Annotated in this window: 19 protein-coding genes and 2 pseudogenes; 11 read left to right on the top strand and 10 right to left on the bottom strand. The window is 58.9% G+C overall.

Annotated elements, in window-relative coordinates:
• Positions 1–51 precede the first annotated feature (51 nt).
• A pseudogene (gene nadN / locus C7H09_RS01445) lies at positions 52–1758 on the bottom strand (NAD nucleotidase); the annotation flags it as partial.
• 309 nt (positions 1759–2067) lie between these two features.
• Here nadN and C7H09_RS01440 point away from each other — a divergent pair.
• Entirely contained in the window at positions 2068–2826 is a 759-nt protein-coding gene (locus C7H09_RS01440; RefSeq protein ID WP_106760879.1) for a putative 4-mercaptohistidine N1-methyltransferase, read from the top strand.
• A gap of 24 nt (positions 2827–2850) precedes the next feature.
• On the opposite strand, the gene C7H09_RS01435 is transcribed toward C7H09_RS01440, so the two are convergent.
• Together C7H09_RS01435 and C7H09_RS01430 are read right to left on the bottom strand one after the other, a co-directional pair.
• On the bottom strand, positions 2851–3543 hold the full coding sequence (locus C7H09_RS01435) for a response regulator (RefSeq protein ID WP_106760878.1): 693 nt from the start codon (positions 3541–3543) through the stop codon (positions 2851–2853).
• Complete coding sequence (locus C7H09_RS01430; protein ID WP_240616473.1) at positions 3540–5153, bottom strand: ATP-binding protein; 1614 nt, start codon at positions 5151–5153, stop codon at positions 3540–3542. The genes C7H09_RS01435 and C7H09_RS01430 overlap by 4 nt, the downstream gene beginning before the upstream one ends.
• Before the next feature lie 240 nt (positions 5154–5393).
• Here C7H09_RS01430 and C7H09_RS01425 point away from each other — a divergent pair, with 240 nt between their 5' ends.
• The 6 genes from C7H09_RS01425 (at position 5394) to C7H09_RS01400 (ending at position 11483) form a co-directional block, all read left to right on the top strand.
• Positions 5394–6371, top strand: a complete 978-nt coding sequence (locus tag C7H09_RS01425) for a Bug family tripartite tricarboxylate transporter substrate binding protein (protein ID WP_106760877.1) — start codon at positions 5394–5396, stop codon at positions 6369–6371.
• A complete protein-coding gene (locus C7H09_RS01420; protein WP_106760876.1) occupies positions 6368–6814 on the top strand; it encodes a tripartite tricarboxylate transporter TctB family protein in 447 nt (148 codons plus the stop codon). The genes C7H09_RS01425 and C7H09_RS01420 overlap by 4 nt, the downstream gene beginning before the upstream one ends.
• Complete coding sequence (locus C7H09_RS01415; protein WP_106760875.1) at positions 6814–8340, top strand: tripartite tricarboxylate transporter permease; 1527 nt, start codon at positions 6814–6816, stop codon at positions 8338–8340. The genes C7H09_RS01420 and C7H09_RS01415 overlap by 1 nt, the downstream gene beginning before the upstream one ends.
• Before the next feature lie 208 nt (positions 8341–8548).
• The gene (locus C7H09_RS01410; protein ID WP_106760874.1) at positions 8549–9376 is read left to right on the top strand and encodes a (Fe-S)-binding protein; all 828 of its coding nucleotides are present in this window, start codon (positions 8549–8551) and stop codon (positions 9374–9376) included.
• Positions 9373–10815 carry a LutB/LldF family L-lactate oxidation iron-sulfur protein gene (locus C7H09_RS01405; protein ID WP_106760873.1) on the top strand — a complete coding sequence of 481 codons (1443 nt, stop codon included), beginning with the start codon at positions 9373–9375 and terminating at the stop codon, positions 10813–10815. The genes C7H09_RS01410 and C7H09_RS01405 overlap by 4 nt, the downstream gene beginning before the upstream one ends.
• Complete coding sequence (locus tag C7H09_RS01400) at positions 10812–11483, top strand: LutC/YkgG family protein (RefSeq protein WP_106760872.1); 672 nt, start codon at positions 10812–10814, stop codon at positions 11481–11483. The genes C7H09_RS01405 and C7H09_RS01400 overlap by 4 nt, the downstream gene beginning before the upstream one ends.
• Positions 11484–11498: 15 nt before the next feature.
• On the opposite strand, the gene C7H09_RS01395 is transcribed toward C7H09_RS01400, so the two are convergent.
• Together C7H09_RS01395 and C7H09_RS01390 are read right to left on the bottom strand one after the other, a co-directional pair.
• Positions 11499–11948: a MarR family winged helix-turn-helix transcriptional regulator gene (locus C7H09_RS01395; protein WP_106760871.1), complete on the bottom strand. Its 450-nt coding sequence runs from the start codon at positions 11946–11948 to the stop codon at positions 11499–11501.
• A 188-nt stretch (positions 11949–12136) separates the two neighbouring features.
• Positions 12137–12700, bottom strand: a complete 564-nt coding sequence (locus C7H09_RS01390; protein WP_106760870.1) for a PadR family transcriptional regulator — start codon at positions 12698–12700, stop codon at positions 12137–12139.
• Positions 12701–13023: 323 nt separating this feature from the next.
• Here C7H09_RS01390 and C7H09_RS20470 point away from each other — a divergent pair.
• Positions 13024–13800 (top strand): annotated as a pseudogene (locus tag C7H09_RS20470) (MFS transporter).
• A 253-nt stretch (positions 13801–14053) separates the two neighbouring features.
• Here the strand turns inward: C7H09_RS20470 and C7H09_RS01375 are convergent.
• The 4 genes from C7H09_RS01375 to C7H09_RS01360 form a co-directional block, all read right to left on the bottom strand.
• On the bottom strand, positions 14054–15238 hold the full coding sequence (locus tag C7H09_RS01375; RefSeq protein WP_106760867.1) for an acyl-CoA dehydrogenase: 1185 nt from the start codon (positions 15236–15238) through the stop codon (positions 14054–14056).
• A gap of 105 nt (positions 15239–15343) precedes the next feature.
• Complete coding sequence (pcaF, locus tag C7H09_RS01370; protein WP_106760866.1) at positions 15344–16546, bottom strand: 3-oxoadipyl-CoA thiolase; 1203 nt, start codon at positions 16544–16546, stop codon at positions 15344–15346.
• A gap of 341 nt (positions 16547–16887) precedes the next feature.
• On the bottom strand, positions 16888–17625 hold the full coding sequence (nfsA, locus tag C7H09_RS01365) for an oxygen-insensitive NADPH nitroreductase (protein ID WP_106760865.1): 738 nt from the start codon (positions 17623–17625) through the stop codon (positions 16888–16890).
• A gap of 154 nt (positions 17626–17779) precedes the next feature.
• Positions 17780–18829 (bottom strand): cytochrome-c peroxidase, encoded by a 1050-nt coding sequence (locus C7H09_RS01360; protein ID WP_106760864.1) that lies wholly within the window; start codon positions 18827–18829, stop codon positions 17780–17782.
• A 248-nt stretch (positions 18830–19077) separates the two neighbouring features.
• On the opposite strand from C7H09_RS01360, the gene C7H09_RS01355 reads away from it, so the two are divergent.
• The gene (locus C7H09_RS01355) at positions 19078–19626 is read left to right on the top strand and encodes a rhodanese-like domain-containing protein (RefSeq protein ID WP_106760863.1); all 549 of its coding nucleotides are present in this window, start codon (positions 19078–19080) and stop codon (positions 19624–19626) included.
• A 49-nt stretch (positions 19627–19675) separates the two neighbouring features.
• On the opposite strand, the gene C7H09_RS01350 is transcribed toward C7H09_RS01355, so the two are convergent.
• A complete protein-coding gene (locus tag C7H09_RS01350) occupies positions 19676–20116 on the bottom strand; it encodes a DsrE family protein (RefSeq protein ID WP_106760862.1) in 441 nt (146 codons plus the stop codon).
• A 208-nt stretch (positions 20117–20324) separates the two neighbouring features.
• Between C7H09_RS01350 and C7H09_RS01345 the strand changes: the two genes are divergently transcribed.
• Complete coding sequence (locus C7H09_RS01345) at positions 20325–21926, top strand: tetrathionate reductase family octaheme c-type cytochrome (RefSeq protein ID WP_106760861.1); 1602 nt, start codon at positions 20325–20327, stop codon at positions 21924–21926.
• Positions 21923–22546 (top strand): cytochrome b/b6 domain-containing protein, encoded by a 624-nt coding sequence (locus C7H09_RS01340; protein ID WP_106760860.1) that lies wholly within the window; start codon positions 21923–21925, stop codon positions 22544–22546. The genes C7H09_RS01345 and C7H09_RS01340 overlap by 4 nt, the downstream gene beginning before the upstream one ends.
• Position 22547 lies beyond the last annotated feature (1 nt).

Genomic DNA, 22547 nt, shown 5'->3' with positions numbered 1-22547 from the left:
GGAGTATTCGCCCTGTGCGGGTTTGCCCAGGGTCACTTTTTCCTTTACGTAGTCGACGAACGACTGGGCATAGTCCAGGTAGGTATCGGTGGCACGACCATCAGCGCTGACGGTGCCGAAGGTCAGGTAACCGTCCCGGCCACCGGCGGTGAAGCTGTTACTGACCACCTTGAGGGTTTCGCTGTCCGTCAGTGCCCGCCAGGTTGCGCCATCCCGGGGGCGGACTTCGATAGCGTACAGGCGCTCACCGGCCGGTCTGCTCATATCGACGTTCCAGCGCAGGCCAGCGGCATAGGGGTAGGCGCCGGTGGAGCCGCCCTCGGCATGGGCGTAGTCTATGGCTTCGTTCAGTACCTGGCGAATTTCGGCGCCGGTCATGGTCAGGTCAGTAAGGGTATTGGCAAAGGGCAACAGGGTGTAGGCATCGCCAATGGTGATGTCTCCCTGGAAGATATCGGTGCGCACCCCGCCCGCATTCTGGATCGAGACATCGGCGTCTTTACTCAGGAACAGAAAGGCCTGGGCTACCAGGTTGGGGATGTCCCCGCCCCGGATTGGGTCTTCATTGCTGCAGCTGGCATCGCCGTAGGCGCGCCCGGGAATCCGGGCCAGACACAGGTCGTCTGTGGCGGTGCCTACCACCTGGTTGCGGAAGCTGTCGAGCTGGCTGGTGTAGCTGGCCAGAATTCCGGCAGCCGTGGGATCGTCATTAACGATGCTGAGCTGTGAATCGCTGGCGATGGCGGCTTCGATGGCCGCCAGTTCTTCACCCTCTGGCTGATACTCCTGTTCGCTGCTGTCCTCCCGGGTGATGCGGTCACCCAGCAACAGGTGCGGTGTGCCAGAGCAGGAGGCCACCCGGCCATTTTCGTCCCAGGTGACATTGAGTTCACCCACCACCCGGGCGTATTGCCAGGCTTGGGCCACACAGACCTTGTCACCGTCGGCATTGGTGACTTCCGTGGGGTAGGGCCCGGATGCGGTCAGGCCATAGGCCTCAAAGTCGCCGAGCAAAGTGTGGGAGTCGCCACCGATGATGACATCTACCCCGGAGAGCTTCTGGGCCAAGGCGAGGTCGTTGGCATACTGGTAATGCGTCAGCAGAATAATCTTGTTGACGCCCTGGGCGGACAAGTCGTCGATCATGCGCTGGGCGGTTTCTACTTCATCCAGAAACTCGGTGCTTGCCAGGGGGCTGGAGCTGTTTTTGGTTTTGGTGGCGATATCGATCCCGATAATGGCCACCTGCTGTCCGTCAACTTCCTGCAGGGTGTAGGGTTGGAGGTAGTCGTTCTGGGCTGTTGGCGCCAGCGGTGTGCCGATTTTCGGTTTTACGTTGGCGGCCAGCACCGGCGTGTTGCAGCCGCCTGCCGCCAGCGCATCAAGAAAGCCGGCCAGGCCTTCATCGCCGCGGTCAAACTCGTGGTTGCCCAGGGCGAAGGCGTCGAAGCAGACCTGGTTCATCAGGGCTGCATCGGCCTCGCCTTCAAAGGGTGTGAAGTACAGGGTGCCGGTGATGGCATCACCGGCGTGCAGCTTCAGTACGTTGTCCAGTTCGGCGGCCCGCTCATTGATCTTGCTGACTATCCGGGGAAAACCACCGGCACTGAATTCGGTTTCCTGGCCAGCAATAGTCAGGGTTTGCTTCCCGGCTTCCAGGTGCGAGTGATGATCGTTGATATGAAGGATATTCACCGTCAGGCGTTCACCCTCGGTGGCGGGAGTGTTATCACTGTCGCTGTTGCAGCCGGTCAGCATGGCCAGCGAGATTGCCAGCCAGAGTCCGTTTTTCATCATGGGTTTGCTCCTTTTCCGGTTGTCCGTAGCCGGCAGGCATTGCTCAACACTTGGTTGTTATCCTGTTTCCGGCGCATGGAATTTTCAGGCCACAATCTGCCGGAGTTGTATGACGGTGAGGTGAGTGTTTTGTGACGGCAAAATGACAAGCGAAGTTGCCTGAGCTTGGGCGTTGAGATAATCATGCCAGGGGCCTTGCGCCCCTGATGCAACCGTTTTACCCAACCCGGACAGGGCGCACGCCGGAAGCCGCTGCGCCAGGAGACCATGATGACTGAGCCGTCTGGCTATTACGAGAACGACACCACCCTTGCCCAGTACCTGGAATTCCATTACGGCGAGCGCTGGCACGGTGAAGGCAATTTCCCGAAGGAGCTGGCCGATGCCGCGTTGCAGGCATTGGACGGCCGGCCGACCTGTCGGGCACTGGATATTGGCTGTGCTGTGGGGCGAACCTCGCTGGAACTGGCCCGCCAGTTTGACCATGTGGATGGCGTGGATTACTCGGAGGCGTTTGTCCGCCAGTGTCGCGATGTGATCACGCAAGGCGTGGCCCGGTATGCCCGCCCGGAGGAGGGCGAGCTGGTGAGCTATCAGGCGCGTTCCCTGGCCAGTCTGGAGTTGGACGATGCCGCAAGGCGGGTGGCGTTCCATCAGGGCGACGCTTGCAATCTGGGTGATGATTACCGGGACTATGACCTGGTGCTGGCGGGCAACCTGATTGACCGTTTGTACAAGCCCCGGCTGTTTCTGGAGCAGATCCACGAACGCATCAACGACCTGGGGTTACTGCTGATCGCCTCGCCCTATACCTGGCTGGAGGAGTACACACCCAAAGCCGAGTGGCTGGGCGGTTACCTACGCGATGGCCAGCCGGTGTCCACACTGGATGGTCTGAAGGAGTGCCTGAGCCCGCATTTCCGGCTGTTGGCCGAGCCCCGCAGTCTGCCGTTTGTGATTCGCGAGACCCGCAACAAGTTCCAGCACAGTTTTTCAGAGCTGACGCTCTGGGAAAAGCGGCGGCTTTAAACCGGCATGATCCCGTGTTGACCGTCAGGGTTTTTTGAGCAGGTAGTACCGCTCCGGGCGCCCGACCGAGCCGTACTGCACCTCTGCGCTGAGCTCGCCGGTGCCTACCAGAAATTCCAGATAGCGCCGGGCGGTGGTGCGGGAGGCACCCATGCGCCGGCCCATGTCGTCGGCGCTCCAGCGACCGCCCTCGGTAAGAATCTCCCGTACATTTTCCAGGGTCAGGGCATCGATGCCCTTGGGCAGGCGTGCCTGTGTTTCCGGGGCATCCTGTTCCCGGCTGCCCCGGGGCAACAGGGCATCGACTTCTTTCTGGGCCAGCTGATTGAGCGTGGCCAGTTGTTGCAGGTGCTCACGGTAGCGATTGACGGCTTCTTGCAAACGCTCGAACACCAGGGGTTTGAGGATGTAATCGAACACGCCACCACGCAGGGCGCTGCGCAGGGTGTCCACTTCTTTGGCGGCGGTAATGAGGATCACATCGGTGTGGCTGTCGTTGGCCCGCAACTCCCGCAGCAGGTCCAGGCCGTTGCCGTCGGGAAAATACACATCCAGCAACATCAGGTCGGGTGCCATCACATCGGCCAGATCCCGGGCGTCGGCCAGGGTATGGGCAATGCCGCAGAGTTCCACGTTATCCAGGCGCTCGACAAACCGGCGCTGGATTTCGGCAATCTTGCGGTCGTCTTCCACGATCAGTAAACGTATCGGCGTCACAGGTTGCTGGTCTCATCGGGTTGTTTGGGCAGGTACAGTGTAAACCGGCTGCCGCCTTCGGGCAGGTTTTCGACCGTCACCGAACCGCCCCAGCGATTCAGGAACTGCTGCACCAGGTGCAGGCCGATGCCGTGGTCTTCGCCCTTGCTGCTGACCCCGCGTTCGAAAATGGCCTGTTGCGCTGCCTCGGGAACGCCTGGCCCCTGGTCTTCCACTTCAAAAATCAGTTCTTCGCCCAGGCCGGTCATCGACAGCCGCACCTGGCCGCCAGGGCCGGTGTGTTTGCGGGTGGCTTCCAGTGCATTCTCAATCAGGTTGCCGAGCACACTCACCAGCTGATCCCGCGGCATGGCATCGGGAATGTCTTCCATGGCACTGTCCGGATCGATGTCGAGGTGCAGGCCCAGTTCTCTGGCCCGATTGTACTTGCCCAGCAGGCAACCGGCGATGATCGGGTCGGGCACCGCTTCCAGCAGCAAGTGCAGCAGCGACTGGTGGTCGCTGGTTTCGCTGCTGATCAGCGCCAGCGCCTCGTCATGGGCACCGATCTGGATCAGCCCGGCGATGGTGTGCAGCTTGTTGGAGTATTCGTGGGTCTGGCTACGCAGGGTGTCGGCGTACTGCTGGATGCGGGTGAGCTGGCGGCTGACCAGATCCAGTTCGTCCCGGCGCCGGAAACTGGCCACCACACCGATGACCTCGTCGCCTTGGCGCACCGGTAGCCGGTTGACTACCATCTGCCGACCCTGCAGCCACACTTCATGGTCGAAATCCGGCTGATGGGATTCCAGCACCGACAGCAGGGTGCTGTCGGGCAACACATCGAGGATATGCTGGCCCGCCAGGCGCGTGTCCGGGCTCAGGCCCAGGGTGTCGCAGGCGGCCCGGTTGGCGGTGGTGATCACGCCGTCCCGGTTGATGGCGATGATGCCCTCGCGCACCGACTGCAGGGTGGCGTCCCGTTCCCGAAACAGGTGGGCGATTTCTTCCGGTTCCAGCCCGAAAATGGCTTTTTTGAAGCGTCCGGCAATGACAATGGCGGAAATGGCGGTTACCAGCAGCATCAGCCCCACCACGCCGTAGAGCACCAGGTTGTAGCGGCCAATGGTGTTCTCCACCTGCGACAGGCTGTAGCCCACAGAGACAATGCCCAGAATTCTCTGGTTGGCCGGATCGATCACCGGTGCCTTGCCGCGCATGGATTCCCCCAGGCTGCCCATGGCCCGGGCCACATAGGCCCGGCCATGAATCAGGGCTTCCTCGCCGTAGTCGCCATCGTCATCGCCCATCGAGAAACCGAGGCGTGCGGCGTCTGGATGGGCGAGCCGAATGGCCTGGTCGTCACCAATCACGATAAACAGCGCCTGGTTGGTTTGTGCCAGGCGCCGGGCCAGGGCGTTCAGGCCGGGCACATCGCGGCTGCGGATGCCGTCGATGATGGCGGGTGAGGCGGCGACGGTCTTGGCGACCATCAGTGCCCGCTGGCCAATTTCCTCGTACAGGGAGTTGCTCAGGTAGTAGCCCGCGAACCCGCCAATAAGAGTGGTCTGCAGAGCTCCGAGCAGGCCCAGAGTCAGAATCATCCGGGTTTTGAGCTTGAGTTTACGCATCAGCCGGGCTTGAAGTGTCGTTATTTTGTGTCGCGTTAGAGTAGCCAAACAAGGGTTTTCCTGCTCGTGAACATTATGAACAAAATGCAGGATATGTCATTTAATCGATTTAAGATCAAAAACTTCAACCTGACGCTGTTTAACTTCTACGCTGTCAATAGTCGATCTCCCTTACGGCCGATTTGCCGTGGGGTACCAGTTTCCGAGTGAAACACAAAAACAAACTGAGAGGTGACAACCGTGTTTATTAAACGATCCCTGTGTTTTGCGGCTGCGGCCGTATTTTCCATGTCGGCCATGGCCTGGCAACCGTCTGGCAAGGTTGAGTGCCTGGCACCGGCAGATCCCGGCGGCGGTTGGGACTTTACCTGCCGTAGCGTTGGTAATGTGATGCAGGAGCTCGGGCTGGTGGACGGCAGCGTGCAAACCGTAAACATGGCCGGTGCGGGCGGTGGTGTTGCCTACGCCCACACGGTGAGCAAGCGCGCCGACGACAACAAGCTGCTGGTGGCTGCATCAACCGCTACCACCACCCGTCTGGCGCAGAAGCAGTTTCCAAAGATGACCGCCGATATGGTTACCTGGGTGGGCGCGCTGGGTGCCGACTACGGTGTGATCGCAGTGGGTAAGAATTCCAAGTATCAGAATCTGAACGAGCTGATGGATGCGGTGAAAGCCGACCCGAGGTCCGTTAAGTTTGCGGGCGGCAGTGCCCGGGGCGGCTGGGATCACCTGAAGGTTCTGATTGCGGCCAAGGCAGCGGGGGCAGACAAACTGCCACGCATTCCTTACTTGTCGTACAACAACGGTGGCGAAGCCATGACCCAGGTTGTTGGTGGCCAGGTGGATGCCTTCACCGGTGACATCTCCGAAACCACCGGTTTTATGGAATCTGGTGACCTGCGCATTCTGGCGGTACTGGCCGACGAGCGCCTGCCGGGTAAGTTCAGTGATCTGCCGACCGCCAAAGAGCAGGGCATTGATGCCGTTGGCCCCAACTGGCGCGGTTTCTATATGCCCAAAGGTGCCGATGAGGAAGCCCGCAAGTACTGGGTGGAAGCTGTCGACAAACTGTACAACAGCGAAGAATGGCGCAAGATCATGGCCAGCAACGGGCTGATTCCGTTCCATCCGCCAGCGGATCAGTTTGAGAGCTTCGTGAAAAATCAGGTTCAGGACATCGAAAACCTGTCCCGTGAGATAGGGCTCCTGAAATGACAGGGCTTGGTGATCGCATTCTCGGCCTGGGCCTGCTGGTCCTGGCCGTGGCCTACGGCTGGGCTGCCCAACAGTGGCCCGAGCCCTTCGGCGGTGCCGAGGGGGTGGGGCCGGAAACCTTTCCGACCATTCTCTCGGTGGTGCTGGTGGCTGGCAGTCTGTACCTGATGATCAAACCCGACCCGGACGCCGACTGGCCGGTGGGTAAGTCCGCACTGGAACTGCTGGTGTCGGTGGTGGTACTGGTGGTCTATGCGCTCCTGCTGGAGCCGCTGGGCTTCATTATTTCCACCACTCTGGCGGTGGGAGTGCTGAGCTGGCGCATGGGGGCGGCACCACTGCGGGCCTTCCTGACCGGGCTGATCAGTGCTGTGGTGGTGTTTGTGCTGTTTAACTACGGGCTGTCTCTGAGCCTGCCAGCTGGCCTGCTGGAGGTGCATTGATGGAAACCCTCGGCTTTTTGATGGACGGGTTTGCGGTGGCGTTTACACCGTACAACCTGATGTTTGCCCTGTTCGGTGCCTTCGTGGGCACTCTGATCGGCTGTCTGCCGGGCCTGGGGCCTGCCAACGGCGTGGCAATTCTGATTCCGCTGGCCTTCACCCTTGGCCTGCCGCCAGAAACGGCCATGATTCTGCTGACCGCGGTTTATGCCGGTGCCATGTACGGCGGCCGGATTTCCTCGATTCTGCTGAACATTCCCGGTGATGAGCCAGCCATGATGACCTGCCTGGACGGCTATCCCATGGCCCGCAACGGCCGGGCGGCCGATGCCCTGGCCGCGTCTGCCATTGCCTCTTTTACCGGCAGCCTGATCGGTACCATTGGTTTGATCATGCTGGCCCCCATTCTGGCAAGGTTTGCGCTGACTTTCGGCCCGGCCGAGTACTTTGCGTTGTTCCTGTTGGCGTTCGCCACCCTTGGCGGAATTACCGGCAAGAACCCGATGAAGACCGTGATTGCGGCCACGCTGGGGATAATGATTTCAACCGTGGGCATCGACATTTCCACCGGTACCCAGCGGTACACCTTCAATGTGCTGGAGCTGTACGAGGGCATCGATTTCATCCTCGCGATTGTCGGGCTGTTTGCCATTTCCGAGTTGCTGTTCTTTGTTGAGCATCGGATGGGTGGCGGTCGTGACAAGGTGAGCGTGGGCAAACTGAGCCTGACCTTCAAGGAAATCGTCAGCACCTTGCCATCCCAGTTCCGGGGCGGCGTGCTGGGCTTTATCGCCGGTGTATTGCCGGGTGCTGGCGCGTCTCTGGGTAGCTTCATCAGCTATACCCTGGAAAAGCAGGTGCTTGGCAAGAAGGGCAAGTTTGGCGAAGGCGACATCCGGGGCGTGGTCGCGCCGGAGGCCGGTAACAACGGTGCCTCATCGGGTGCGCTGGTACCTATGCTGACCCTGGGTGTGCCGGGCAGCGGCACCACCGCGGTGCTGCTGGCGATGCTGATTTCGCTGAACATTACCCCGGGCCCGCTGATGTTCACTCAGAACGCGGATATTGTCTGGGGCGTGATCGCGGCACTGCTGATTGGTAACGTGTTGTTGCTGGTGCTGAACATTCCGATGGTGGGTTTCTTTGTGAAGTTGCTGTCGGTGCCACCGATGTACCTGCTGCCGATTGTCACTATGGTGGCTTTTGTTGGCATCTACTCCATCAGCCACAGCACCTTCGACCTCTATTTCATGGTGGTGTTCGGCGTGGCCGGATTCTTCCTGCGCAAGCTGGAAATCCCGTTGGTGCCGATCATCCTCGGCCTGTTGCTGGGGCCGGAAATGGAGAAAAACCTGGGCCACGCCCTGGTGTTGTCGGATGGTGACTGGAGCATTCTGTGGCAGAGTGGCCTGGCTAAAGGCCTCTGGCTGGTGGCTGGCCTGGGATTGATTCTGCCGTACCTGGTCGGCCCGATTTTGCGCCGCCGGATGCGCAATGCCATCAAGGAATCACCGGTCAGCGATTGAGCCAGTCGCTGCCGGTTGAAGCAGCAATGAAGAAGGCGCTCTGGCGCCAACACAAACACCGGGCCTGGCCCGGTGTTTGTGTTTCTGGCCCCACTATTTATGCGCTCGGCAATCCGGCATCGGCGCCCTTATACTATTGGTGACTGATGGCGGGCCTGCGGAGCCAGTAAAGTAGGCCAGACAATAAGAGGCTAAGAGGCCAGCACCCATGCGTGAGCTGTTTTACGATGCCGCCCCTAATGCCACCCGGGTGGCCCCGGCGCGCCCGACCGAGCGGCGCTATCCGGCCAAGCCCGGGCGGGTGATTCTTTATGGCACCTGTGTGGTGGACATGTTTTTCCCCGAAGCCGGGCTGGATGCGATTCGCCTGCTGGAGCGTGAGGGCATCGCCGTAGATTATCCCCAGGCCCAGACCTGCTGTGGTCAGCCCGCCTGGACATCCGGCTATGCCGATGAGGCCCGGTCGGTGGCGCGGGCCCAGCTTGAGCTTCTGGATAATGGCCTGCTGGTGGTAGTGCCGTCCGGCTCCTGTGCTGGCATGTTCCGGCAGCACTACCGGGAACTGTTCGCCGATGAGCCTGAAACCCTGGTACGGGTAAACGATCTGGCGGAACGCACCTTCGAGCTGACCGAATTCCTGCTGCATGTGTGCAAGGTGGACTGGCAGGATCTTGGCGAGCCTACCCGGGTTGCGTTGCACACTTCCTGTTCGGCCCGCCGGGAAATGAACACCCATCGGCATGCCCGGGCCCTGCTGGCCAAACTGGCCAATGTCGAGCGTCTGGATCATGACCATGAAAGCGAGTGCTGCGGTTTTGGCGGCACTTTCTCGGTGCGGATGCCGGAAGTGTCCGGTGCCATGGTGCTGGACAAGACCCGCGCGCTGATGGAGTCCGGAGCTGCCGAGATGGTCACCGCCGATGGTGGCTGCCTGCTCAACATCAACGGCTCCCTGGAGAAGCAGCGACAGACCTTCCGGGGCCGGCACCTGGCCAGCTTTCTGTGGCATCGGATCAGTGGGGAGGCAAGGTCATGAGTGAGCGTATCCCGGCACAGAATCTGACTGGCGATTTTCGCAGCCGGGCCGCTGAAGCTCTGGCCGATGGTCAGCTGCGTAGCAATTTCCGGGTGGCCATGGACTCGCTGATGCAAAAGCGTGCCGATGCCTTTGCCGATGAGCAGGAACGGGAAGGCCTGCGGGAACTGGGCAATCACATCAAAGCCCGGGCCTTGTCCCGGCTACCCGACTTACTGGAGCAATTGGAAGCCAAACTGACCGACAACGGCGTTCAGGTACACTGGGCCGAAACCACCGAAGAGGCCAACCGCATTGTTCACCGCATCATCGAGCAACGGAAGGGTTCGCAGGTGGTGAAGGGCAAGTCGATGGTCAGCGAAGAAATGGAGATGAACGACTACCTGGCCGCGCGCAATATTGAGTGCCTGGAGTCGGATATGGGCGAGTACATTGTCCAGCTGGACGGTGAAAAACCGTCTCACATCATCATGCCTGCCATCCATAAAAACCGGTTTCAGGTGGCCAGGCTGTTCCACGATAAGCTCGGCGTAGACGAAACTGACGACGTGAACGAACTGATCCAGATCGGCCGCCGTGCCTTGCGTCAAAAATTTCTGGAGGCCGACGTTGGCGTATCTGGCGTTAATTTTGCCATTGCCGAAACCGGCACCCTGCTGCTGGTGGAAAACGAGGGCAACGGCCGCATGAGCACCACCGCGCCGCCGGTGCATATTGCGGTGACCGGCATCGAAAAAGTGGTGGAAAATCTGCGCGACGTGGTGCCTTTGCTGTCTTTATTGACCCGTTCGGCACTGGGCCAGCCCATCACCACCTATGTGAATATGATCTCCGGCCCCCGCCAGCCGGGTGAACTGGACGGCCCGGAAGAAGTGCATCTGGTGTTGCTGGACAATGGCCGCAGCAGCGCCTTTGCCGATGCCCAGCTGCGCCAGACCCTGAACTGCATTCGCTGCGGTGCCTGCATGAACCATTGCCCGGTGTATACCCGGGTGGGTGGTCACACCTACGGCGAAGTCTACCCCGGGCCCATTGGCAAGATCGTCACACCGCACATGGTGGGCCTGCACAAGGTGCCGGATCACCCCAGTGCGTCCTCCTTGTGTGGTGCCTGTGGTGAGGTGTGCCCGGTGAAGATTCCGATACCGGAGTTGCTGCAACGATTGCGGCAGGAAAACGTGGTGGCGCCCGGTCAGTCCCGGGTCAAAGATGGCGGCGCGAAATTCTCCCGCAGCGAGCGGGCCGTGTGGTGGGGCTGGGCTTTGCTGAATCGTTCGCCCCGGCTCTACCGTTGGTTTTTGTGGGCCGCCACCCGGTTGCGTAAGCTGACCCCCCGGCAACTGGGGCCCTGGACAGAAAATCATGCGCCACCCATGCCCGCCGCCAGATCCCTGCACGATCTGGTGCGGGATCACAACAAACAGGGGGGCAGAACATGAGCGCACGGGATCGTATCCTGAACAAGCTTCGCGCAGGCCTGAACGGCACCCGGCCAAGGCCCGACGATTTTGACGAAGCGCTGGTTACCCGGCCCTGGCAGTACTCTGCTCAGGAGCGGGTAACGCGGTTGCGGTCATTGATGGAGGCGGTGCACACCGAAGTGCATCCGGTGACCATGGCGGACTGGCCGGTAAAGGTGCAGGAGCTACTGGCGACCCGGAACGTCGGCAACCTGCTGTATGCGCCAGAAACGGCCCACGGCAGGCAGCTTGCCCGGCACTGGCAGGCGGTGACGGCCGGGCCAACCCTGCTGGCCTATGACCGCCCCGCTGAGGATTGGAAAGATCAGCTGTTCTGGCAGGTGGAGGCCAGCCTCACCGGCACCGCCGGTGGTATTGCCGCCACCGGCTCGCTGGTGCTCTGGCCGGATCGCCATGAACCTCGATTGATGAGTCTGTTACCGCCACTGCATATTGCCCTGCTCAGGGCCAGCGAGATTCGGGATAATCTTTATGAATTGATGCAGGAGCAAGGCTGGGCGAGTGAAATGCCAACCAATCTGCTGCTGGTTTCCGGCCCGTCAAAAACTGCGGATATTGAACAGGTGCTTGCCTACGGCGCGCACGGGCCAAAGGAGCTTGTGGTGCTGATACTGGAGGACGCCTGAGTAACCCGGGGCCGGTTACTCCGGGGGCGTTAGCCCGCTGGCCGTCAACTGGGCGGCATAAACAGCTTCCAGAACTTCGGTGGCCAGGGCCAGGTGGTCGGGGTTTACGCCCTTGAGCAGGATGTCGCACAGCTGGTTGTAAATGTCCTTTACCTGCACCAGGGTGCGTTTGCCTTCGGCGGTGAAGAAAATCTGGGTGTTGCGCTTGGCGCCGGGTTTTGGCCGCTTGTGAATCAGCTTCAGGTGTTCCAGCTTCTGCAGCAGCACCACCAGGGTGGGGGGCTCGATTTCCAGGCTGCTGGCCAGTTCCCGGCAGTTGCAGTCCTCACCGATTTTCTCCAGGTGCAGCAATACGGCCGCCAGTCCGTGGGTCATGCCGATCTCTTTGAGCCCACGGCCAAAGATCTTGGTGCCGGCGCGGTGCATCCGGGTGGCTTGCAGGAAAAGATCGTGTTCGTGGTTCATTGTTACTTTGCCTCGGCGTTCATGGCGGACAGCCAAAAAAGCCCCGAAATCGGGGCTGAAGGGGTATTACGGTGCAATCCCATTGTTTACACAATAAGACTTTCTATCGGGCTGTGTGTCAAATCAGACCGAGGTCTTTGAGGATTTTTACACCCGTTATCTAGGCAAGAAGATCCGTGGACAGGTGATCAGGCTTCAGTTGTTCGCCTGGCAAGTGCATGGTCTTTCAGTACGTCGTTGCACCATTCAATTTCCTGTGCGGTCATGGCAATCCGGCGGCTGTAGAGCAGCCGGGTACAGTGGCGCCAGCTGTAGAAGTTATGGATATCTGCGGGAAAACTGGCTTCCATTACTGCCAGCTTTTCTGTGAAAAAGTCCAGGCGTTGTTCCATGTAGGTTTTGCGATCTTTGATCAGCCGTTCAAGGGTTTCGGGCTCTTTGATCCAGACGGAGTACACCATAGACAGAAAATCGTCTCGAATAACAGGGGGCTCTGGCTCAGTGTCCAGCCAGGCTTCAAGCTTTGCCTTGCCGGTTGAGGTGACGGAGTAAACCTTTTTGTTAGGTTTGCCATCTTGTTGCACCTGGGTGCAGTCGACAAAGCCGTTTGCTTCCAGCTTGGCCAGAATCGGGTAAATCTGGCTGGATTTGGCAGGCCGGAACGAGGCGAGCTCCTTGACGATGTCATACCCGGACTTGGGTTCCCGAAGCAGAATGCCAAGAACCAGGTAAGTTGTAGTGTTGAAAATCATATATACACCTGAAATGAGTTGCGTGGCTTTCCTGACCAGCTTTCAGTGGTGAGCCGCATTGGATGTCCGGATTCGACCTCCCGCTGAAAGCCCTCATGTTATGAGTTGGGGTGGTTATTATCCAGTCAGTCTGACTGGTATGGAGTAAACGTGTCGAATCGATTCCAGTTTACAGCATCCGCATTCTTATAAATAGATTTACATAGATAAATAATGATATCGTCTGTAGGTAAATCATAACTGGAGGTGTTGTGGCTGGTCTCAGGGTAGATGAGCTCAGGCAGAGCTATGGCGAGCGCTGGCGCTGGTACGCGGTAGGCACCATGATGGTGGCTACTATGGCAACGGTGCTCAGCGCGACGTCTATAAACGTCGCGCTGGCAGATATCATGGTCGCATTCGATCTTGGGCAGGGGCAGGTGCACTGGCTGGCCACCGGATATGTTGCCTCGATGACGCTGGCGATGCTTTGCTCTACCTGGGTGCTGGATCATATTGGTGTTCGTGCCGCCACCATGCTGGTGATGACGGCGTTCTCTGTGATCTCTGTGGCTGGAGGTCTTAGTACTGATGTCTCGTTGCTGTTTGCGTCGCGTTTTGCGCTTGGGGCATTGTCCGGGTTGATGTAGCCAATGGCTATGTATCTGATTTTCCGTATTTTTCCGATAAATCAGCGGGGCAGAATGCTGGGTTATTACGGCTTTGGAGTGGTTCTGGCGCCCGCTCTTGGGCCGGTTATCGGAGGTGTTCTAACTGATGCCCTGAGTTGGCGCTATGTCTTTTATGCCCCGGTGCCGGTTACGGCACTGGCCGCAGTTCTGGCCGGGCGTTTTCTGCCGGTGAAAACCGAGCGCCCGCCCCGTTACCGGTTTGATCTGGCCGGATTGATGCTGCTACGTGTGGTGGTGTTATTCGGCCTTGAAGCGCTGAACGGTCTTCAACACGAAGAATTTGGATTGATGCGTCGGATAACGGTTCCCCTTGTCGCAGTTCTTGCGCTACTGATATTCGTCTGGCTCCAGCGTCGCCTCGCCCATCCTCTGCTGAACGTGCGAAACCGGTGGCAGTGTACCCAGATTACTCGGCTTGCCATTGGGTGAGTTCAGCCTGGCCTGGCTGTTCCTGGCGGTTGTTCTGGTGGTGCTTATGTACCCCATCTCGCGCATGGCGCCCCGCTCCGAAGCGTCTGTTTGATCTGGAACGCTCCGGAGTGTTAAGAAGCCTGCTCTGGAGTGATTCCTGGCAAGCTTTGTTGTTTGGTTGGCGTTTTACTCAGAGCCTGTAGGCAACTGCACGCTTGCAACTATGCCGCCTTTGGCTAGCTACCGTAGGTCAGTGCCAGTTGTGTGAGGGTCAGTAGAAGGCCTGAATACCCGTCTGCGCCCGGCCCAGAATCAGGGCGTGAACATCGTGGGTGCCCTCGTAGGTGTTCACCGCTTCCAGGTTCACCATATGGCGGATTACACCGTATTCGTCAGATACACCGTTGCCGCCGAGCATATCTCGTGCGGTGCGTGCAATCTCCAGTGCCTTGCCGCAGGAGTTGCGCTTCATCAGGGACGTGATTTCTACCGCGGCGGTGTCTTCGTCCTTCATGCGGCCCAGACGCAGACAACCCTGCAGGCCCAGAGTGATTTCAGTCTGCATGTCGGCCAGTTTTTTCTGGATCAGCTGGTTGGCGGCCAGGGGGCGGCCGAACTGTTTCCGATCCAGCACATACTGGCGGGCGGCCATCCAGCAGAATTCCGCAGCCCCCAGGGCGCCCCAGGCAATGCCATAGCGGGCGGAATTCAGGCAGGTGAAGGGGCCGCGCAGTCCGGTCACGCCCGGCAGCAGGTTTTCTTCCGGCACGAACACATCGTCCATCACGATCTCGCCAGTAATCGATGCCCGCAGACTGACCTTGCCGTGAATTGCGGGTGCGCTCAGGCCTTTCATGCCCTTGTCGAGAATAAAACCGCGAATCTTGCCGTCTTCGGTTTTGCCCCAGACCACAAATACATCGGCAATCGGGCTGTTGGTGATCCAGATCTTGCTGCCGGTCAGCAGATAACCGCCGTCCACTTTCTTGGCGCGGGTTTCCATGCTGCCGGGGTCGGAGCCGTGGTTTGGTTCGGTCAGGCCGAAGCAGCCGATCCATTCACCGCTGGCCAGTTTCGGCAGGTATTTCTGCTTTTGCTCTTCAGAGCCAAATTCGTTGATCGGCACCATCACCAGTGACGACTGCACGCTCATCATCGAGCGGTAACCGGAGTCCACTCGCTCAACTTCCCGGGCAATCAGGCCGTAGCTCACGTAGTTCAGGCCGGCACCACCATACTGTTCCGGAATGGTGGCACCGAGCAGGCCAAGTTCGCCCATCTCACGGAAGATTTCCGGGTCGGTTTTTTCATGGCGAAAGGCTTCCAGAACCCGGCTGGCCAGGCGATCCTGGGCATATTGGCGTGCGGTATCCCGCACCATGCGTTCTTCTTCAAGCAGCTGATCGTCCAGCAGCAGCGGGCTTTCCCAGTTGAAGTCGTGATTGGCAGCGGACATTGTTTAATTACCTCATTATTGTAGTTTGGCGAATAAAACATGAAGCGGATCCGTCGCTGGTTGTGGATGCAAAACAACCAGCGACGTGGTTAACCGGTGGGTTCTTCAGACCCTTTCAATCAAGGTCGCAATGCCCTGGCCCACACCCACACACATGGTGCACAGGGCGTAGCGGCCACCCCGGCGCTGCAGCTCGTGGGCGGCGGTCATCATCAGCCGGGCGCCGGACATGCCCAGCGGATGGCCAAGGGCAATGGCACCGCCGTTCGGGTTTACCCGTGGGTCGTCATCGGCAATGCCCAGCTCCCGCATCACCGCCAGGCCCTGCGCGGCGAAGGCTTCGTTCAGCTCAATCACATCAATGTCGTCGATGGACATACCCTGCTTGTCCAGCAGTTTGCGCACGGCTGGCACCGGGCCAATACCCATCACTCTGGGCTCAACTCCGGCCGTGGCCATACCCAGAATCTTCGCCATGGGCTTGAGTTTGTGGCTGTTGACGGCAGATTCACTGGCCACCAGCATGGCAGCAGCACCGTCGTTCACGCCCGAGGCGTTGCCTGCGGTTACGCTGCCGCCATCCCGGAAGGGCGTGGGCAGAGCCGCCAGTTTCTCCAGAGTGGTCTGTCGGGGGTGTTCGTCGGTATCGAACATCAATGGGTCCTGCTTCCGGCGGGGAATGGCAACCGGAACGATTTCTTCGGCAAAGATGCCATCTTCCTGGGCTTTGGCCGCTTTCTGCTGGGAACGTAGCGCGAACAGATCCTGATCTTCCCGTGAGACCTTGTAGCGCTCCGCTACGTTCTCGGCGGTTTCGGGCATGGAATCCACGCCATATTGTTTCTTCATCAGCGGGTTGACGAAGCGCCAGCCGATGGTGGTGTCTTCAATGGCCTGGCTGCGGGAAAATCCGGACTCGGCCTTGCCCATGACATAGGGGGCACGGGACATGGATTCCACGCCTCCGGCCAGCACCAGCTCCATTTCACCGGCCTTGATGGCGCGGAATGCAGTACCCACCGCATCCATGCCAGAACCGCACAGGCGGTTGATGGTGGTGCCGGGCACCGATACCGGTAATCCGGCCAGCAGGGCCGACATGCGGGCGACGTTGCGGTTGTCTTCTCCGGCCTGGTTGGCGGAGCCCATGATCACTTCATCGATGGCCGCAGGGTCAAGATCCCAGGCCTGAGCCAGCACAGCCTGGAAGATGTGAGCGGCCAGGTCGTCCGGGCGGGTGCCGGACAGAGTGCCGCCGAAACGGCCAATGGCAGAGCGGCGGGGATGACAGAGATAAACGTTGGTCATGGCAGTTACCGGAATCCTTGTATGAGAGCGTTGATGATAGTCAAGCCGACTTCAAAACGTCTGCGCAAAAATTGCACAAATAAGGCGTGTGTCAGGAATACATTGATATATAAATAGTTGTATATAAAGAGCCGTGATACAAGTAAAAGCGATCGATCATTTCATTAGCGGGGTTCACACCGCCGATTTACCACGACGTACCCTTCGCCTGGGGTGTGGGTATCAACATCACAGTGAGCTATCCGATGGGCATTGTTGCCCCCAAAGCTGTGCCTGCTGAACGACGGCAGATTGTTCACGATGCGTTGAAGGCCGGGATGCTGGCAAGATCGGGTGGAGTGTTACTTCCGCCCAAACCCCCTTCCTTCCAGAAAACCTTTCATATGCGCCCGCAGTTTGCTGGTAAACAGCGGTTTCAGCTGTTCCGACCAGTTGGTGTTCTTGTTGCCGCCGGTGCGCTCCAGGTAGTAGCGGTGCATGGTGTCATCGAATTCGGCAACCAGCGCCTCATCGTTGCGGCTGTCGTAACGATCTTCCTTCAGGATCGATGCCAGCGGCAGGCGGGGTTTCACCTCAGGGTTCTGATCGGGATACCCCAGGCACATGCCGAATACAGGGTAAACGTGTTCCGGCAGTTGCAGCAGTTCACTCACCGCCTCGGGATTATTACGAATACCGCCAATGTAGCACAGGCCAAGGCCTTCGGACTCTGCGGCGACGGCCAGGTTCTGGGCCATCAGTGCGGTGTCGATGCTGGCCACCAGCAATTGCTCGGTCATGCCCCGGGTAACTTCGGCGCCTGCACGCTCGGCGGCCTCGGTGGCGCGTTTCATATCGGCACAGAACACCAGAAAGGCCCCGGCGCTGGCCACATAGCTTTGGCCGCCCGCCAGTTCGGCGATCTTTTCCCGATTCTCCGGGTTGATCACGTGAATGATGCTGTATGCCTGCACATGGCTGGAAGTGGCGGCGCATTGCCCGGCCTGAACCAGCTCTTCCAGCAGTGCCCTCGGAATCGGCTGATCCTTGAACTTGCGAATGGAGCGGTGGGATTTCAGCAGTTCGATGGTGGGATTCATAGCCTCTCGCCTGTGTGGGTAAAGCGAGGACGATAGCGTTTTGGAGGGTAGTTAGACAAGCGGAAGAAGGTCGAAGGGGCAATCGGTAACGGGTTTGCCTAGAACAACAGGCGCGCTCTGCAGTACGCCTGTTGGTCGCATCAGGAGCTGAGTCTCAGGGCACCATGTCCACGGGGCGTGGAGTTTCGGCGGTGCTCGGCGGCAGTTGTGGGTAGCGTACCTCTGGCACATCACCCGTGAGGGTTTTCAGAAACGCGGTGATGGCTTTTACTTCGTTGTCCTTCAGTTCCGTACCCAGCTGGGCGGTGCCCATTACAGCCACGGCCTCTTCCAGATCCCAGACTGCACCGGAGTGGAAGTAGGGGGCGGTGAGTTCGATGTTACGCAACGGAGCCGCGCGGAATACATACTCGTCGGACGCGGTTTCGGTAACCGCAAACCGGCCTTTGTCGCCTTCGGGAAGGATGTCACCACCGGGTCGGGTGACCAGGCCAAACGGGTGGTAGTCCTGGCCACCCAGGTTTACACCGCTGTGGCAGGCGGTGCAGCCCCGATCCATAAACAGCGCGAGCCCTTCTTTTTCGTTGTCGTTGAGGGCATTGGCATCGCCTCTCAGAAAGCGGTCAAAAGGCGCGTCTGGTGTGATCAGCGTGGCTTCATAGGCTTCAATGGCCACCGCCATATTGTCAAAGGTTACCGGGTTGTCCTGGCCCGGGAAGGCATCCTGAAAGCGCTCGACATACTCCGGCATACTTTGCAGTGTGGTCACGACGTGCTCCGGTGTGCTGCTCATCTCGACGCCCGCCTGAACCGGGCCTTTGGCCTGCTCGGCAAGGTCTGCGGCCCGACCATCCCAGAACTGGGCGGCGTTGAAGACGGCGTTGAACACGGTTGGTGCGTTGCGTGGGCCTTTCTGCCAGCCATGCCCGATAGAGGTGGCCAGTTCATCGTCTCCGCCAAGGCCAACGTTGTGGCAGGTATTGCAGCTGATCAGATGGCTGGAAGACAGGCGAGGTTCGAAGAACAGCATTTTACCCAGGTGTACCTTGGCCTGAGTCAGCTCATTACCGTCAATCACCGGTGGGTATTTGGGAACAGGTTCAAACAGCCCGTTGGCGCGATCCATCAGAGAATCTGCCATGGCAGACCCGGCGGTGAAGCCAAGGCTGAGGGCAAGGGCGGTTGCCAGTGGACGCTTGATCATATCGCTTTCTCCTTGTGAGAAGGTCTGGTCTCTCTTGGCTCACATTACCAAATCGACATTTGTATGCAGCCGTTTCGGTAAAGAGTTGAAAGTGAAATTGACGACCGTCAAGTTTTCTTGTGCGCTGCAGTTTATGGACGTTGCAGCGACAATTCGCCACGCCTGATTTATGTCTCCCGGATCTTACATAAATCCGGTTATAAGGTTATTCTTTTTGGGTCTTTTTCAAGTAACTGAGGAAGTTCATTATGAAGACCCTGCTGGCATCCGCGGTACTGGCGTTCGGCCTTGCCGCCACAACCGTTCAGGCGGAGGAAGCGCTTGCGGTGACTCCGCAACAAACCTGGCAAATGGTTCAGGAGCAAAGCAGCGACATGCTGTTTATCGACGTTCGCGACCCTGTGGAAATCATGTTTATTGGGTTCACTGATGCCGTGGATCGTAATATCCCGTTCCAGTTGGTTGATCGCACCCGCTGGAACGAGAAAAAAGGCGTGTTTGCCATGGAGATCAACGACGGCTTTGTGGCTCAGGTGGATCAGGCGCTGGCGGACAAAGGTCTGGATCGGGATTCTCTGATTATTACCATGTGTCGCTCTGGTTCTGCGCGGGGCAAGCCGAGTGCGGAGTATCTGCTGGAGCGCGGGTTTTCCAACGTTAAATACGTTGAAAACGGTTTTCAGGGCAGCACGGTCAAACAAGGTGAAAAGCAGGGTATGAGGGTGAAGAACGGCTGGCAGAATTCCGGCCTGCCCTGGGCTCCTAAAGCTAACCCGGAAAAAATCTTTCGCCCGTAACTGACAAAGCCCGCCTGTTCCCAGGCGGGCTTTGGGGTACTGGGATGGCTCAGAAGGTGAATGTCCGAATGTTGCTATCCAGCATTTGTTCGGCCATTGCGGGTGGAGTAGCAACACCTACACCGTCCAGCAGGTCGTCTTTGGTGTGGTCACTGTTCGGCAGATAAAGAGCGCACACATTTACGGTGCCACCAGCTTTCATCAGGCCTCGGAGCATCTGGCCCGGGGTGAGGTTTTTGGGCGCTAGGGCTTCGGACTGATAAGACTTCAGGGCCAGGTCTCCTGCCTTATCGCACAGCAGTACATTCACTTTCGCACCCTGATTGGCCATGGTGTTAGAAAGTACCATGGCCATGCCCTGGGTTTGCAGGGAGTTGCTGGTCAGAATAACGAGCACTTCGTCCATTTTGGTGGCCTTTTCAGATGCGGTGGTCAGGGGAGAAATTGCAACCAGTAGCGCCAGTGCAAATGTTTTTAACAGGTTTGTCATTATAAAACTCCGTACGAGTTGAGGGTCTAACCACGACATCCTAAAAAGCTTTCTGGCCCTGTTCAGTGACAATGTCACTGTCCCTGTGGCAGGGCTGTTGTAGGTTAGGTCTTGGCAATACCCCAAAAGCGCGCAGATTACGGGGCGCTTCGTGCAAGGATTCCGGGTGACAGGTCATCAGGTTGTCAGTTGAGAGAGGGCATAGGTTATGAACCCCCATCGTCTTCACGGAAAATACCTTTGGCGCCTTGTGGCGGTGTCTATCGGTTTACTTCTGGCCCTCAACACTTCGGCTGTCGAACGTCCCCCCGCTACCGCAGATCACAGCAAGTTCCGCGCACTGGAAGGGCCGTTTGAACGGGCCGAAGATGTGACGGCGGCGTGCCTGGAGTGCCACACCGAAGCCGGTAAACAGCTCCGCCAGACCACCCACTGGACCTGGTTGTACGACCATCCCGAGACCGGCCAGACCCTGGGCAAAAACAAGGTCATCAACAGTTTTTGCGGTATGGCCATTACCAACGAGCCCCGGTGTACGTCCTGCCACATCGGTTATGGCTGGCAGGATATGAATCAGCCACCGCCCCAGGCCAATAACGCGGTGGATTGTCTGGTGTGCCACGACACCACCGGAGATTACTGGAAATTCCCGACCCTGGCGGGGCATCCGACTTATGTGCCGCGGGAATGGCCGAAAGGCAGTGGCAAGATGGTACAGCCGCCGAATCTGGCCGATATCGCCCGCAAGGTGGGCCCGAGTGACCGGGCCAACTGCGGCAGCTGCCACTTCTACGGTGGCGGTGCCGATGGGGTAAAACATGGCGATCTGGACTCGTCCCTGGCCTCGCCATCTCCCGAGCTGGATGTGCATATGTCGCCGGATGGCCTGGATTTCGCCTGTTCGGATTGCCACACCAGTTGGGGGCATTCGGTTGCTGGAAGCCGGTATCAGGTGAACGCCAGAGATACTCTGGGCATCGACGTGCCGGGCCACAGCGACCTTTCCCGGGCCAGCTGCGAATCCTGCCATGGCCTGGCGCCTCACCCGCAGAGCAAGCTTAATGATCACGTCGATCGCGTGGCCTGTCAGACCTGCCACATCCCGGCATTTGCCCGGGGCGGGGTGCCCACCAAAACCTGGTGGGACTGGTCAACGGCCGGGCGTCTGGATGCAGAGGGCAAACCCATCAAAGAGCTGGATGATCACGGCCATCCGAGCTATTTGAGTGAGAAGGGTGATTTCCGGCACGGCGAAAACCTGGTGCCTGAGTACGCCTGGTTCAATGGCACGGTTGAGTACACCCTGGTGGGCGAGCCGCTGGATATCAGCAATCCGCCGGTGGCGATCAACCGGGTTGCAGGCAGTGGTGCCGACCGGGACTCCCGCATCTGGCCGTTCAAGGTGATGCGGGGCAAGCAGCCATTTGATGTGCAGCGGGAAACCTTGCTGGCCACTCATGTGTTTGGTGCTGATGACACCTCGTTGTGGCGGAACTTCTGCTGGGAGAAGGCCTTACAGGCGGGCAGTGATCTGTCCGGTATGCCCTACAGCGGTGAGTTTGCCTTTATTGAGACCACCATGCACTGGCCAATCACCCATATGGTCGCCCCTGCAGAGGATGCGGTGCGTTGCGGTGCCTGTCACGGTGCGGACAGTCGAATGGCGGGGCTGGGCGGTATCTATGTGCCGGGCCACAGCGGTAATCCCTGGCTTGGCCGGATTGGCTGGTTTGCAGTGGCAGCCACCGTTTTTGGTGTGCTGGTGCATGCCATGGCCCGGATCATCTTCAGAGGGAGGAAAGCCAAATGAGCCGCGTTCTGATGTTCAAACGGTTCGAGCGTTTCTGGCACTGGTCCCAGGCGCTGCTGATTTTTGTCCTGCTATTCACCGGGTTCAACATTCATGGCAGCCTCGATACCCTGCGGTTCAGCACCGCAGTGCAGGTTCACACCCTGGCTGCCTGGGCACTGATCGTGCTCTGGCTGTTTGCCATTTTCTGGCACTTCACCACCGGTGAGTGGCGACAGTACATCCCCACGCGCCAGGGGCTGTTCGCGGTGATGCACTATTATCTGATTGGCACCTTTACCGGCGCAGAACACCCTTACCGGAAAACCAGTCAGGCCAAACATAACCCGCTGCAACGCCTGGCCTATCTGTTCTTCAAACTGGTGATCTCGCCGGTGATCTGGGCGTCTGGTTTGCTGTACCTGTTCTACAACGACTGGCCAGCAACCCTGGCGGGTGCTCTGAGCCTGGAGGCAGTGGCCCTGGTGCACACGGCCGCCGCCTTCGCCATGCTGGTGTTTGTCATTGCCCACGTGTACATGGCCACCATGGGCAAAACGGTGACGGCCTATATCAAGCCGATGATTACCGGCTACGAGGAGCTGGAAACGCCCGAAAACCACGGTACACCCCGGCGATAGC

Source organism: Marinobacter fuscus, assembly GCF_003007675.1.
Lineage (GTDB): Bacteria > Pseudomonadota > Gammaproteobacteria > Pseudomonadales > Oleiphilaceae > Marinobacter > Marinobacter fuscus.
This window is presented reverse-complemented; position numbering and strand designations above follow the sequence as displayed.